Here is a 14,235-nt window from a genome sequence, read left to right on the forward strand (position 1 = left end):
ATGGGCTAAATAAGGTGGTTTAGCAGTTTTGTGGCGCTGCTGTATGATAAAGCAAGGTCTCTAGCTAAGTGCCTGGTTGGCTTTTGTCATTTTTACATGTGGGTTATCGAGTACATAATAATAAAAATAGGGTTTAAAAGTGAATAAGCGTGGCTCAACAAACGGGTTGGTAAATACTGGGGAAGAAGCAGTGAAATATAGCCAACAGTTTCAGCTTGGCCCTTGGCGCGTATGTCCTAAGCGCAACAGCATTAATAATGGCGAGCAGACTCGTACGCTGGATAATAAAAGCATGCAGCTATTAATGCTTTTGATCCAACAAGCGGGTAATACGGTCAGCAAAGAACTCATATTTGAACAGGTTTGGGCGGGAAAGGTGGTCACTGCGGATATCTTGTCAGTGACGATGAGCAAAATTCGCAAAGCTCTCGATGATGATGCCCGTAGCCCTAAATTTATCAAAACAATACCGAATGAAGGGTATGTCTTGGTGACACACGCTCAAGAGATTGAGGGTGAAATCAGGACGGATAAATTGTGCGTGCATATTAAAAATAGGGTATTGCTGGGCTTAATTGTGCTCAGTGTCATTATATGGCAATGGGTAGTAAGCCTTGAAAGTGGCGATATTGAACAGGTACGCATTGGCTCGATTGCCGTTTTGCCTTTTGCGGATTTGAGCCCCCAACAAGACAGCCAGTATTTTGCGGCAGGGTTATCTGATGGGATCATATCTCAACTCTCTCAAATTAAATCCCTCAAAGTGATTTCAAGAGACTCTTCGTTTATCTATCAAAACAGCGACCATGTCACAGAAGTTGGGCGTGCATTGCAAGTCGAGAGCGTATTGCACGGTAGTATTCAAAAATTGGGGGAGCAAATACGTGTTCAAATTCGGATTGTGAACGCTAAATCGGGTCAGTTATTGTGGTCAAAAATCTTTGATGGTAAAACACCTCAGATTTTTGAGCTTCAAGATGATGTAAGTACTTACTTAAAAGGGGTGATCTCGCCTCATTTTAAAAAGGAGGGAGCAGAGCCATCACGTGTTAATGCCCAGGCGTATGAGTGGTATTTAATGGGGCAATATCATTGGCGTCAACGCACTCCTGACTCGTTACACAAAGCAGTTAACTATTTTCAACACAGCCTAGAACTCGAGCCTGATTATGCTGACGCCCATATCGGTTTGGCCATTAGTTACGCCTTTTTACATACGTATGGCAACTTGCCCGAGCTGGATGCGATCAATGCAGCGATGCCACATATTTCAGCTGCCTTGAAAATTAAGCCTGACTCGGCCATGGCATTGGCAACTTATGGCATGCTGTTATCGGATCAAGCCAAAGCCACGGGAGATTTTGCGCTATACCGCCAATCGCAAACAGCGTTTGAGCAGTCTCTTGAGGTGCAAAGCAGTGCCATTACGCACTTGTGGTATAGCACACTGCTCACTCGTTTAGGGAAGCAATCGGACGCAGTTACGCATTTAGAACAAGCAATCGTTTTAAATCCATTATCCGCCTCTTTAAAACGTGCGCTGAGCTTTTTATTAACGTCGATGGCTAAGCATGACTCTGCGCAGCGTGTGTATCAGCAAGCAATCCGCTTAGAAGCCAAATCAGATGCTCAACTGTTCAATGCTGCAAAAGTGAGCCGGCATACGATCTCCTCTATTGCCCAGATGTTTGCTTGGCATCAACAGACGCCAGCACTTTTCGATACCTGTTCCAGTATTGAAGTGTGTGAACAGCAAGTATTGGCGTACTTGAGTGTCGGTGCGAAACAGGCCGCAGCATCTTTATTAGATAAAATGCAACCGCTACATGGTCATTTCAGACACACTTTGCAGGTACTGGCTTTGAGTGAGCAAAATCAAAACAAGCAGATCTTGGCATTGATACAAAACCGAGTATTTCAATTACCTTACAGTGCACAAGCTCGGTTAGAGTTGGCGTATGCGCAATTTCAAGGTGGTAAACTCGAGGCGGCAAAACAGACTTTATTGCAACTTTATCCCCAGTGGCAGAACCAAAGTGATAGGGGGTCTTTTGACTTAACGGCAGATAACTATCAAGCGGTTGCCTTGTATGCTGTTGTGATAAAGCAATTAGGTAGCTTGGAATATGCAGCGTATTTATTTCAAGAGATAGATAAGTTTCTGCAGCAGCAACCCGTATTTGATCAAACCCAAGTGCGATTTGTACTGGCTCAAGTGCATGCACAGCTGGGTAACACGCCGCAGGCGCTGGTGTTTTTGCGTCAAGCTCTCGAAATGGGGTGGGTAGAATCATTTCACCAGCAATGGTGGACACTGGCACAAGATCTCTTACTTGCGCCTTTGCACAGTGAAGCGCAATTTAAAGCATTGTTAAAACAACACGGGCAAGCGCGCGAAGCGTTACGTGTGCGGCTGAATCATGGCGTGGGATAATTGCACGTGGTGACTATATCCACTGCTATAAATGCGAAGTCGCTGAGTCGACGACTTCGTCCTTGATAACTTATTTACCAGCGATCACAATTCCACACCCAATTCGACTACCAGAACCACCGATAGGCTGAGTGAGGTGATCATCTTCATTGGCATGGATCATCAGCACCGAGCCGTTGTCATCTAGCAAGGCGGGCTTGTTACCGCGACCGCTAATTGAGACCAGCTCAGTATATAGCTCCACATGTACTGTACCATCTTTACGAACAATTAAGTTAGGTAAGTTGCCTTCGTGAGGGCCCCCAGGGTGGTAATATCCATGCGGTTTTCCCGATGGCATGATATGCCCTTTTGCTTTTTTGAAGTGATGTTGGTCAACGCAAGTGCCCACTTCATGGAAGTGCATGCCATGTTTACCAGCAGGTAGCTTTTGGGCAATGATTTCTATCACAACCCCTTCATTACCTTGGGTATAGTGGGCGGTACCAATTTGTTCGCCTTGGTTATTAATGATTTTACTATGCGCAACTTCGCCAATTTGATATGTGGCCTGAGCATGTGTAGAGATGGCAGCGCAGAGGAGGGCAGTAATGCCTACTGTTGAGAATGCTTTTTTCATTTTCTATTCCTTAATACTCGGAACCCTTGGTTCCAAGTGGTCAATCAAGATGCTATTTTTAGCATATGACGCAAACCATTTGGGTATTGGGTACAAGTAAACTAAATACGATATGTTCCTAATATATGATCATGCTAGCGGTTATAAAACCAAGTATTTGAAGGGTTATTTACTCTTTGGGTAGGTTTTGCTCATAGTGAAAAGTGGCATAGGCAAGGTTAGAGCGGCGTTGACTTGATTCTAACCTTGGAAAGCATGAGGTTGAAGGTGTTTAATCCTCAGGTCCATTCATCGTAAAGACCAAGTGTTTGCGCATATCTTTTAAGATCACTCCTTTTTTCACCATGGCGGCGCTGAGGCGTTTTTGCCATTTGAGCAAATCGGGTTTTGCTGTTTCCAAGGCTTGTTCACTCTCGAATTGAAAGCACAGTAATAACGAGCTCGGAAATAAATGAAACTCCATATCAAACCAGCATTGCAGCATGCCGGGGATTTCCTCTCGTGCTTGAGCTTCGAGTTTATCTGCAACATCAAGTACGAGTGCTTGTTGTTTTTCTTGCACTTTAGAGAGTTTTTTCATCTGGGCTCCGGTTTTGCTTTTACATAGTGTGCGATGCCGTGGATTATACCCAAGTAAGGCTAGAGACAACAACGTCAAAGCACCACGCTTTATTCAATAGCAAGATGTCCCACTTTGACCAAGATTAAGGTAGGTTGCACGACATAGGGGGTATGTTGGCTCAAGTGCGGGCTCCGTAGCCAGGTGCCTTGAGGGTACTGACCTCGCTCATCGATAAATTCGCCTGCAAGGACTAAGATCTCTTCTCCACCAAAGTGCGTGTGTGGGATAAATCGCTCATTGGCAGGCCATTTTACCAATGCTGTATGTTGCTGCTCGAAGCTGTGCAGTGGCATCACTTGCAAATTACCTTGTCCTTGCTGCCAAGGTGTTTCATGGGTGTTTACCCTGACGATTTTTGAGTCTTGCGCATCAAACTGGTTGAGTTTGACAAAAATTACACAGCCATGTTTGCTAAATGGCGCATGCACACTATTTGGCGGATTGCGCAAGTAGGTGCCTGCGGGATAGTCACCATGTTCATCAGAAAAAACGCCTTCAAGTACAAATATTTCTTCACCAAGCGGATGTGGGTGAGGTTTAAACGCAGAGCCTGCTTCGTATTTAACAATGCTGGTGGTATGCCCTGACTCTTTGTCTTCGCGTTCCAAAGGCTTTCGCCAAACTCCTTTGGCGGGACTGGCAAGCCAAGGCTGCTTGGCTGTGTTAATAATCATGCGCTCTGCAAAATTCATGTTTAGCATATATTGACCTTGATGGCTTAAAGCCCCGTTTAGAAGAGTGTTAGTTTCTACCAGCCATGACGCCACCATCGACGTCCATAATGGTGCCAGTTACCCAGCTTGCCTCATCGGATAATAAAAATAAAATACTGTTTGCCACATCATCTGGTTCACCAATTCGGCCAATGGGATGAAAGTCGTTAAACGAGGCAAGCGCCTGTTTAATCTCTGCGGGCGGTATGAATGCACCGTAAATAGGGGTTTGCACAACCGCAGGGGCGACAGCATTGACGCGAATGTTGTTATCCGCTAATTCCATTGCGAGATGCTGCGTAAACGCATGCAGCCCAGCTTTAGCCATAGAGTACGCACTAGAAGGGGTGGCTTTGATGGCTTGCTTAGCCCACATAGAGCCAATATTGACCATGTTACCCCCATCGAAACGTTGCATATTCTTAACCACGCCTTGCGTGAGGAAAAAGGTGGCTTTATTTAAATCATGGTATTTGTCATAGTCTGCAAGTGAATGCTCAATAAAAGGTGTTGGCGAGAAGTAACCAGCTGCGTTAACAAGGTATCGATAGTGTGTTGAAGAACTCGCCACTTCTTCTGCGAAAGCCATCACTGACCGAATGTCATATAGATTGATTTGTCTGCCTGTGACGGTGCCTAACTCACTTAATGCACTGATCGCAGAATCTAACTTGTGTTGATTATTAGCGACAATCTCGACTGAAACGCCTGCTTGTAAAAGTTGCTTAGCCGTTGCGTATCCCATACCGCTTGAGCCACCAATGATAAGGGCAATGCCTGAATTTGAAAAAGTCATAATCACATCTCTTGTTTTAAAAAGTCGTGATAAGATTAAATTTAATGAAAGCCGCTGAATAGTAAGTACAATTTGGTTAGCTAGGTACTTTTTGGTACATCTTTATGACATCACAAGAAAAAAAGTTTTCAAGAAAGTTAGCGCCGCAATCCAGCGCGCGCATGGTAGAAACCATTTATGGCTGTAAATGGTCTTTGACGGTGTATCAGCTTTTGCATGCAGGGATAAACCGACCCGGAGAAATGGTGCGTCAAGTTGAAGGATTATCGACCAAGGTACTTAACCAGTGTTTAAAGCGTAATGTGGAGTTTGGTATTTTAGATAAACAGGTTTTTAATGAATTACCCCCGCGCGTGGAATATCAAGTGACGCCATTTGGAGAAAAGTTTTTAGCCATTTTAGAGCAGTTGGAGGCGCTACAAATGGAAATTGATGGTGAGTAAATAAGTGTCTTATGGTGGTAATTAAGCGTGTTGCGTAATTTGTGCGCGCAACTTTGCGCAAAGGATAGCCGTGTCAGTCAATAAATCAGCATATCCATAACTTGAAAATATATATCATTCCTAATCATTCTTTGCAGTATCGCAATAATTTATTACTGTGCACCCTAGATAAAAATTCCGATTTATCTTCTTTTTAGAATTTCTCTCGTACGAATCATTCAAAGGTAACTATATGTCCTTCATCGCCATGGTGAGCCTTGCTGTTTTTGCCGCAATCCTCATTGTTTTATTTCAAACCCAGAAAAAAGGGGCAACACTTTCGCGCCTCGTTTTAATTGGCCTGTCATTAGGTAGTGTATTTGGCTTTGCCTTACAGTTTTTCCTGGGTGAGGGGCATCATGCCATCACAGAAACCCTAAATTGGACCAATGTAGTTGGCAGTGGTTATGTGGCCCTGTTGAAAATGATCATTATGCCATTGGTATTGGTGTCCATGGTCGCTGCGGTTGTACGATTGGATAAATCGGGGGCACTTGGCAAAATCAGTGGCATTACGATTTCAGTGCTGGTGGTGACGACCATGATAGCCGCGCTGATCGGTATTTTCATTACTCAATTGTTTGGGCTCAGTGCTGAAGGGTTAACAGAAGGCGCACGTGAAACATCTCGAATTGCGGTGCTTGAGTCTCGCAGTGAAACAGTCAGTGACTTGTCTATTCCACAAATGTTACTGAGCTTTATTCCGACCAATATCTTCCAAGACTTAGCATGGGAGCGTTCAACCTCCATTATCGCGGTGGTGATTTTTGGTATTTTGGTGGGCATTGCCGCCCGTAAAGTAATGAGTGAACGTGAAGAGTTAGAAGCGCCAATTCGTACATTTGTCGAAACCTTACAAGCGGTTGTGATGCGACTGGTGAAGATGGTGATTTCATTGACACCATATGGCGTTGCGGCCTTGATGGCCAAAGTGGTGGCAACATCAAGCCTAGCCGATATCACTAATTTACTGGGCTTTATTGTCGCATCGTATGTGGCTATTTTCTTAATGTTTGTCGTACATGGCTTATTGGTCGGCCTATTTGGCGTGAGCCCTAAGCGGTTTTTCCAAAAAATCTGGCCGGTACTGACATTTGCATTTACGTCTCGCAGCAGTGCGGCAACCATTCCACTGAACGTGGATACGCAAATTAATAAGCTTAATGTACCGCCAGCAATTGCGAACTTGTCTGCATCATTTGGCGCGACAATTGGTCAAAATGGCTGTGCGGGTATCTATCCTGCGATGCTGGCTGTAATGGTAGCGCCAAGTGTTGGTATTAATCCGATGGATATTTCATTTATTTTATCGCTTGTTGCCATTGTTGCTATCAGTTCATTTGGTATTGCAGGTGTGGGCGGTGGCGCAACATTTGCGGCATTGATTGTACTACCTGCGATGGGCTTACCTGTGACTATTGCGGCATTGCTTATTTCAATTGAGCCTTTGATTGATATGGCCCGAACGGCATTAAATGTGTCTGGCTCGATGACTGCAGGTACTATTACGCACCGAATTTTAGGAGAGAAAGCTGAGGCGCAAGCGCCTACTGAGTCTGCGGCTCAGTCTTCGTAATGATAAAAATAGGGGCCTGTATGGCCCCTGTTTCAGCTTATTACTTCACCTTTTTTACATGGACGTCGCCATTTAAAAACCGACCTATCACTGTGTGCCTGACTGCAAAATGGTAGGTTAGCAGTGAGATACTCATACTACCCACCACACTGATAATGAATTTAACAATCGCTGGTAATGCTGTGTTTATCAGTGGCATTTGTATGTATAGCATTACGGGCACATGGATCAAATACACCCAATAAGATGCATCGGATAAATAGCGACTAATGCGATTTTCGTGATTTAAAAAGTGATGGCCGAGTAACAGTATGAGGGCAGCCCAGCTGACAATGGCCACCGCTTGAACCGCCACGACTCGAATATGTTGTATGCCGCCTGAGGCAAATGCACCATGCTTGGCCGCTGCGATGACTTGCTCAATAGTCGAGGCCTCAGGTAGATAAACCAAGTAGGCAATGAATGAGAGAATCGCGGTGAGCGACAAGGGTATAATGCTGTCATAAGCGCGCTTGAACAGGGTTGGCTTGTGGTAAAGGATGATGCCAAATAGATAAAAAGTACCATAAAAAATCAGTGCCCAAAGTTGCGGTAAAAGCTTATCGGGTGCAGGAAATGGGGTAGGCTGGGCGAGCAATGTCACAAAACTGCACGTCATCAAAATGAGCGGATACATAGCCATATTAACTGTACAGTGTAGCCTCTTATGAAGTGAGCCTGAGATGCGATAAACGCCCCAGTGTATTAGGCAAAGCTGCGTTAAAATCCATAAAAACCACAAATGTGCAGTGCTTATTTGAGGCTCAGTAATGACATTAAAAGCGGCATAAATAGGTGGTAAAGGGTTGACTATATCAGCTCCCCAACTCAGTACATGGATAAATGAGGCAATGACCAGAGGTAAAAATAAGAGAAATGGTAGTAAGAGTCGTTTTAGCCGTTGCTTAATAAATGTCGTCGCGTCCTTTTTGGCGATGATTAATGCGCTACAAAACCCAGCGATGACAAAAAAGACTGGCATCCTAAATAAGTGCAGCCAATGTGTAAGCACATCAAAAATCCCAGCCTTGTTTGGGTCAGCGCTGAGCCAAATGTTATGAAAGTAAGGGCTGTAAGCCAAAGCGGCATGAAATACAACGCCGAGCAGTAGCGCAAAGCATCGTAAATTATCAATAAAGTTAAATCGTGGTGTGAGCGGCATCGATGACCTCCGAGATGCTGAGAATATCGATATGCTAGCGCACACAGTCTTTTCCTAAATAGTCACATTTGGTCTATTTTCGCTATGACATCTGTCACTGTTTTTGGCCCGAGATATTTGCAATAATGGCTTAAAAAATAAAAGCGCGCTCGCAATGGATACTCAAATAAGACATACAACGGATTGGCGGTTTTCAACCATTGCCTCATGGCTAGGTGTGACGTGCGCCTGTGCTTATTTTGCCAATTCACCGATAGCTTTGATGTTGCAGCTGCCTGTCAGTTTATTGATACTGTTACTGCTATTTTATGTGCTCAAACACCCCAATAAACATGTCTTTTATGTTGCCCTAGGCTACTTTGCGTTAATTCTTGGACTTATTCCACTCACCTCAACCTCTTTGCTCTTTATTCACCTAGTGATGTTTGCTGCGGTGTTTAGCCCACATTTTTCATTTGCCAAGATAATGGCCGTTATCATCTTAGCGATGGGGGTATACGGCATCGAACATTTTGACCGGTGGCAGGGTGATATTCCTTGGGTAACCTTTGTCGTTTGGTTGTTTTTTTGCAGCATGAATTGGTTTGTGAGCCGCCGCATTGTTGAGAGTTTAAATATGCATTATCAATCGCGACAAAACTATAAAGAACTCAAGGCGACGCAGCATATGATGGGGGCGATGTCTGCACTACATGCACGGCAGCATATTTCTCGTGAGTTGCATGACTCACTGGGACATAAACTGACAGCATTGAGTATTCATCTTGATTTTGTAAAGCGCATAGCACCGGATGAAATCGCTGAAACCGTGAATACCTGCCATCAGTTGAGCCAACAGGCACTCACTGAAGTTCGAGATATTGTCTCTTGCGAGCGCAGTGATAAAGCTCTGCTAAAACAGGCATTGGAGGGGATTTTCGCGTTGACGCCAACACTCGCCTGCACCTTGGACATGGAAGTAAAAGCGGCGATGATCTCACAACAACATGCGCTCTGTATCGTACGTTTTTGTCAAGAAATGGTCAGTAATACACTGAAGCATACTCAGGCTCAGCAGTTCTATTTTAAAGTTCAGATAGTACGTCAATCAGGTCGGCAGTATGTGTTGGCAAAGGCATGGCACAGCCATCCGGAGTCATGTATACCGAAGGCGGGCAATGGGCTCTCAGGGCTTAAAGAGCGCATGGAGCAATACCATGGCGATTTTAAACAATTGCTGGACGGTCATTGTTTAATCAACATGATATCACTCCCTCTTGAACAAGGAGGTAAACATTGATTTCTTGCTTATTGGTTGAAGATCAGACCTTAGTGAGATTGGGGCTGGCTAATTTGCTTAATTTAAGTGATGTAATTTGTGTCGAGGGTCAAGCTGAAAATGGCGAGGAAGCGCTAAATCAGCTCGAACAGCGAGATTTTGATGTGATGTTGTTAGACATGCGTATGCCTGTATTAGATGGATTAGGTGTATTACGTGCGCTGCAAAACAGTACGAAATGTGCACCACCAATACTGATTATTACCACCTTTGAAGATTGCGAGGTGCTGGTTAGCGCCATGGCTTTAGGGGCAAAAGGATATGTATTAAAAAACATTGAGTTAGAAGAGTTGATTGAGTCAATCAAGCAAATAGTTGCTGGAAGAAAAGTACTGCAACCTGCACTCACTGACTATTTGCTGCAAAAACAAATATCGCCTCAGATAGAATTGACCGAAAAAGAGCGGCAAGTTTTAACATGTTTATCTTTAGGGATGGCGAACAAAACCATTGCCCGTAACTTGCACAACTCAGAAGGCACAATTCGCAATCACGTGTCACATATACTCGCTAAACTTGAAGTACAAGATCGCACTCAGGCGGTGCTTAAAGCAATCGAGTTAGGTTTAGTTTAAGAGCACTGGATTTTGATTCCGTTAGGCAATTAAAGGCTAGGATGCTCACCACATCCTAAGCACTTTTCAATCCTGCTTGCTGCTTTAGCGTTCTGGCATACTTAACCGTGGCAGTGGCAAGTTGATTGGATCTTGATTGACTGTATTGCCAGCCAAAAACGCTTTGATTCGAACTCGCACTTCTGGTGAGCTGGTGTACAAGTTATGCCCCGCATTATTGACCACGACATGGGTGAGGTTGGAGAGCCCCTGAACGGCTTTTATTTGCGCCTCGGGATAAGTGCGACCGTCTAGACTTCCTGAGAACAGCAATGTAGGAATGGATGATTTGGCGTTAGCTCTAAACGCTTCTCCTAAGTCTAATTTGCTGTCTAACTTGTTTAAGTGTGGCATCGGAAAATTGAGATGCTCAGCCAGTAAGGCAGAGCGAGCTTGGTACTTAACTTGTGCTAAACGTTCATTAGATATACCGGACGCAATATCCATTGCTAATGGCATTAATTCAAACGTGATGGGCTCATCCTTGAACATACCGCGCTGCAGCACTGCGCTTAATAGCTCAGTATTGTTATTATCTAACCCGAGATAAATATGCAGCAGTATTGCAAGGTAGTGATTTGGGTCTGCTATCATTTTACTGGCTAGTGTTTGCAGGTGATGAGTTTGGAAAAGCAACTGTGTAGTCGAGCCATCTCTATTTTGTATTGTTATCTGTTTGGGCGCTTCATCTAATTTTGCATGTACTCGTTTCATCAGCGCAGACAAATTTGGTATGTCCGTTTTCAATGCTTGTTGGTCGATGACTATTTGTAACTTTTTAAAATAGAGATCGGTCTGTGCTGGGAGTTTAACAGTTTGATTGAGGCCTTCAGCACTGGCAATGATCACCTTATTAATGTGCTGGGGGAACAGTTTCATCGCTGCTAGGGCTAAGTGACTGCCATATGAAATCCCCCACAAAGAGACCTTGTCTGCGTTTAAGTGGGTGCGTAGAGCGTCAATGTCTAAGGCATTTTGATTAGAATTATATCCATAAATATCATAACCTTGTGATTTCCATGAGGCAAAACACTCGCGAGCAGCTGCACGGTAGTGTTGGGTTACTTGTTCTGCACTGATGGCTTTATTTAACGGGATCTTTTGAGTTGATACACAAGGTGCCGCTTGCTCAGATTGCCCTGTACCTCTTTGATCAAGCGCTATGACGTCACCAAACTCTCTGAGCGCTTGAAATAACGGGTAACGTCGCCACTTGGCTGTGCTGATCCCTGAGCCACCGGGACCTCCAGACAGATAAACAATGGGTGTGCCTGGCTTGCTGCCTGTGGCAGGGAAGCGCACATAGTTGACTCTGATTTTCCGGCTATGCGGGTTATCTCTATTTTCAGGTACCCATAAATGACCTTCAACTGCATCAGTGATTTCCCCACTGTTTGCTTTGAATAAAATTTGTTTTTCGTTTTCATATAGCTTCAGAGTAGGCGTTTGCTCATCGGCGATATTATAAAAGCTGCAAGCCAAGGTTAAAGTGGCTACTAAATGAATTGTAAATCGCATAAGATTGCTCCTGTATTGGTCTGCATTTATTAAACGCAATGTGGACTTTGATGGATAGCAAACTTCTTTGAATGAACTGATATTAAAGGGCTACAGGGTAAACGGTAGTTAAATTCCGGTGAGTGGTAAAAGGAAAATGAGAGATTGTGAATAGTCATTCTGTATTTTATTTTTTGGTGCCGTTGTTCTTTGGCTGTTTCATGAGTGTTGCGTATGGTAGCCAACAATTAGTCCCTTTTCCTCGCAGTGCAGAAGTAACGGTTTGCCCATTTGCCACACCTGAACCACCGGATTTTTTAAGTCCACAATGTAAAACGACTCAGTTGTCAAAACTTGACCCGCAAAACCGAGCTCTATGGGTAAAGCTGGAGTTTGATCGCACGCAAAGGCTTGCTGAACTCTCACCACCATACGGGTTATTTTTATTTGCCAAAGCGACATCGCGTGTTTATCTCAATGGGGTTTTTATCGGGCAAAACGGTCAGCCTGCTACTGATAAATCAGAGCAAATGGGAAAAATGGATCAGGTATTTTATATCCCTGAGGGATTATTAACGTCGCAAAATAAGCTGGTATTTGCTTTGTCAGCTCAGCATAGTTTAATCATACTTGATTACCCTGTTCATTACTTAGGTATTGGTCAATATGGCGATCCTAAGCAATATATTCAATCATTTAGCAGTCTTGGTCTGAGTTTGATTGGGGCGTTTTTACTCGGTGCTTTATATTTTTTAAGCATCAGCTTTAGACAACATGGTAGACGAAACTTTAAGTTGTTCTCGGCACTTTGTTTGTTGGCGGCCTTGCAACTTGGCACGGAGATGTCTCGAGGCCTGTTTAATTACGATTATCCTTGGCATGATATACGGTTGATACTGGTCGCGGGGCTATCATGTTTGTTTGGCATGGTATTACTGATTTATAGCTCTTTTAAAGTGGCGGGAAGTCGCGCTTGGCACTGGATATATATTGGCGGTTTCCTATCATTGAGTGTGGTCATATTTGCACCAGGCTTTGATGTTAAAGCGACAGCTGGGATTTTTATTCCACTGCTAATTAGTTTGCTTCAAATAGCGCTATTTTGGTGGCAGAGCCGAGATAAATCATTGTTAAATTGGTTTGTGGTTCAGTGTATGGTGGTGATCACCATTTGCATTGCGACCGCGCGTTTTCATGAAATTATACACTTTGTGATCATTGCACTGCTGTTGGCTTATTTATTTATACGACAAGCGAGAGAATATAACTTGCAGCAGATACAGCATTTGTGCGATCAGTCACATATTGCCAAGCTTGAATTAAAACTTGCGCAAAATCAACAATCACACTCTCCAACGAGGCTTGAATTGTCGGTTGCAGGCAAGACGGAATATGTCACGATGACAGATATAGCTTACTGCAAAGCGGCCGGTGATTATGTTGAGTTATATATGAAAGATGGCACTGACAAACTCTATTCAGGGCCGTTAAAACAACTGGAAGTGAGCTTACCCTCTATGTTTGTTAAGACACACCGATCTTATCTTGTAAATCTTGATGAAGTTCTTACCTTACACAGTACAAATAGCCAGCACAGTTTGTTGCTTACCGTCGGTGAGACGGTGCCGGTGAGCCGTCGATTAGTACCAAGCGTGCGAGCGACGTTAAAGGAGTCTGTGAACTAGGCACCGCACTCTGCTTTGTAAAATACAGCGGTACGTGGTTATGTTGATAATGAGTAGGTGAGTAAATTAGTTTATTTCAGTTCATTAGTGCAATGGTGATTAGAGGTGTCCAATTGAGCTTGTTTCACTTGAAAGTGAAATAAGCGATAGGTTGGCTTATCGTTTAAGTTGTGATGACTTATTTACAATAGAGCTTACATTGGGTTTTAATCTTGCGACAGTTGCTTCCTGATGTCCCCCTCTTTGGCAAATATCTGTTTGGTATCCACACTATGTTTGCGATGTGCCATGAAATGGCCAATGTCATCCATGAAGATAGCCATGACTATTTGTGGCAAGTACGGTCAAAGGTGCACCCAGAGCCATGGCGATCCCTATCAAGGAGATTGGCAATTTTTTTCATCCTATTTCCTTTATCGGTTGATGAATGGTCGAACATCGCTCATGCATATTTATCTAATGTCGGCTTAAGCGTAGAGTCAGTGTATCTATGGCATTTCAGCAGTGACTATTATTTAGGTGACCCACATTCTATTCACATTGCATAGATCTGAAGATTGCGATTTCAGCACATCTACTTTTAATTGTGAATAGCTATCATACTGAGTAAGTGCTTTTTAAATGATATGTTTGAATGTTTTTTTACAAAACTCAAAAGAATTAAAATTCAAAATAAAA

At 43.7% G+C, this 14,235-nt stretch carries 13 protein-coding genes; 7 read left to right on the plus strand and 6 right to left on the minus strand.

All coding sequences use genetic code 11. The annotated features are described in order from the left end of the window. Positions 1–139: 139 nt before the first annotated feature. Positions 140–2,434 carry a winged helix-turn-helix domain-containing protein gene (locus N473_RS16270; RefSeq protein WP_063368843.1) on the plus strand — a complete coding sequence of 765 codons (2,295 nt, stop codon included), beginning with the start codon at positions 140–142 and terminating at the stop codon, positions 2,432–2,434. Between the two features lie 70 nt (positions 2,435–2,504). On the opposite strand, the gene N473_RS16275 is transcribed toward N473_RS16270, so the two are convergent. The 4 genes from N473_RS16275 to N473_RS16290 all read right to left on the minus strand — a co-directional run bounded on the left by N473_RS16275 (position 2,505) and on the right by N473_RS16290 (position 5,184). Next, on the minus strand, positions 2,505–3,053 hold the full coding sequence (locus N473_RS16275; RefSeq protein ID WP_063368844.1) for a superoxide dismutase family protein: 549 nt from the start codon (positions 3,051–3,053) through the stop codon (positions 2,505–2,507). Positions 3,054–3,324: 271 nt separating this feature from the next. Beyond that, on the minus strand, positions 3,325–3,633 hold the full coding sequence (locus N473_RS16280) for a hypothetical protein (RefSeq protein WP_063368845.1): 309 nt from the start codon (positions 3,631–3,633) through the stop codon (positions 3,325–3,327). An 89-nt stretch (positions 3,634–3,722) separates the two neighbouring features. Next, positions 3,723–4,376, minus strand: a complete 654-nt coding sequence (locus N473_RS16285; protein WP_063368856.1) for a cupin domain-containing protein — start codon at positions 4,374–4,376, stop codon at positions 3,723–3,725. A gap of 40 nt (positions 4,377–4,416) precedes the next feature. Then, complete coding sequence (locus tag N473_RS16290) at positions 4,417–5,184, minus strand: SDR family NAD(P)-dependent oxidoreductase (RefSeq protein WP_063368846.1); 768 nt, start codon at positions 5,182–5,184, stop codon at positions 4,417–4,419. Positions 5,185–5,288: 104 nt separating this feature from the next. Between N473_RS16290 and N473_RS16295 the strand changes: the two genes are divergently transcribed. Both N473_RS16295 and N473_RS16300 read left to right on the plus strand, forming a co-directional pair. Next, positions 5,289–5,627 (plus strand): winged helix-turn-helix transcriptional regulator, encoded by a 339-nt coding sequence (locus N473_RS16295; protein WP_063368847.1) that lies wholly within the window; start codon positions 5,289–5,291, stop codon positions 5,625–5,627. A 232-nt stretch (positions 5,628–5,859) separates the two neighbouring features. Continuing rightward, positions 5,860–7,242 carry an L-cystine transporter gene (locus N473_RS16300; RefSeq protein ID WP_063368848.1) on the plus strand — a complete coding sequence of 461 codons (1,383 nt, stop codon included), beginning with the start codon at positions 5,860–5,862 and terminating at the stop codon, positions 7,240–7,242. Positions 7,243–7,282: 40 nt separating this feature from the next. Here the strand turns inward: N473_RS16300 and N473_RS16305 are convergent, their stop codons facing one another. Then, positions 7,283–8,443: an acyltransferase family protein gene (locus N473_RS16305; RefSeq protein ID WP_063368849.1), complete on the minus strand. Its 1,161-nt coding sequence runs from the start codon at positions 8,441–8,443 to the stop codon at positions 7,283–7,285. 154 nt (positions 8,444–8,597) lie between these two features. On the opposite strand from N473_RS16305, the gene N473_RS16310 reads away from it, so the two are divergent. Both N473_RS16310 and N473_RS16315 read left to right on the plus strand, forming a co-directional pair. Beyond that, positions 8,598–9,722, plus strand: coding sequence for a sensor histidine kinase (locus N473_RS16310; protein ID WP_063368850.1), 1,125 nt, complete (start codon positions 8,598–8,600; stop codon positions 9,720–9,722). After that, the gene (locus N473_RS16315; RefSeq protein ID WP_063368851.1) at positions 9,719–10,336 is read left to right on the plus strand and encodes a response regulator; all 618 of its coding nucleotides are present in this window, start codon (positions 9,719–9,721) and stop codon (positions 10,334–10,336) included. Before N473_RS16310 ends, N473_RS16315 begins: the two co-directional genes overlap by 4 nt. 84 nt (positions 10,337–10,420) lie before the next feature. Here N473_RS16315 and N473_RS16320 read toward each other — a convergent pair whose 3' ends face one another. Continuing rightward, a complete protein-coding gene (locus tag N473_RS16320) occupies positions 10,421–11,893 on the minus strand; it encodes an alpha/beta hydrolase (protein ID WP_063368852.1) in 1,473 nt (490 codons plus the stop codon). A gap of 200 nt (positions 11,894–12,093) precedes the next feature. Between N473_RS16320 and N473_RS16325 the strand changes: the two genes are divergently transcribed. Both N473_RS16325 and N473_RS16330 read left to right on the plus strand, forming a co-directional pair. Continuing rightward, positions 12,094–13,557: a LytR/AlgR family response regulator transcription factor gene (locus N473_RS16325; RefSeq protein ID WP_155735639.1), complete on the plus strand. Its 1,464-nt coding sequence runs from the start codon at positions 12,094–12,096 to the stop codon at positions 13,555–13,557. Between the two features lie 212 nt (positions 13,558–13,769). After that, positions 13,770–14,105, plus strand: coding sequence for a hypothetical protein (locus N473_RS16330; RefSeq protein ID WP_155735640.1), 336 nt, complete (start codon positions 13,770–13,772; stop codon positions 14,103–14,105). The last annotated feature ends 130 nt before the right edge of the window (positions 14,106–14,235 follow it).

Source organism: Pseudoalteromonas luteoviolacea CPMOR-1, from assembly GCF_001625685.1.
Lineage (GTDB): Bacteria > Pseudomonadota > Gammaproteobacteria > Enterobacterales > Alteromonadaceae > Pseudoalteromonas > Pseudoalteromonas luteoviolacea_K.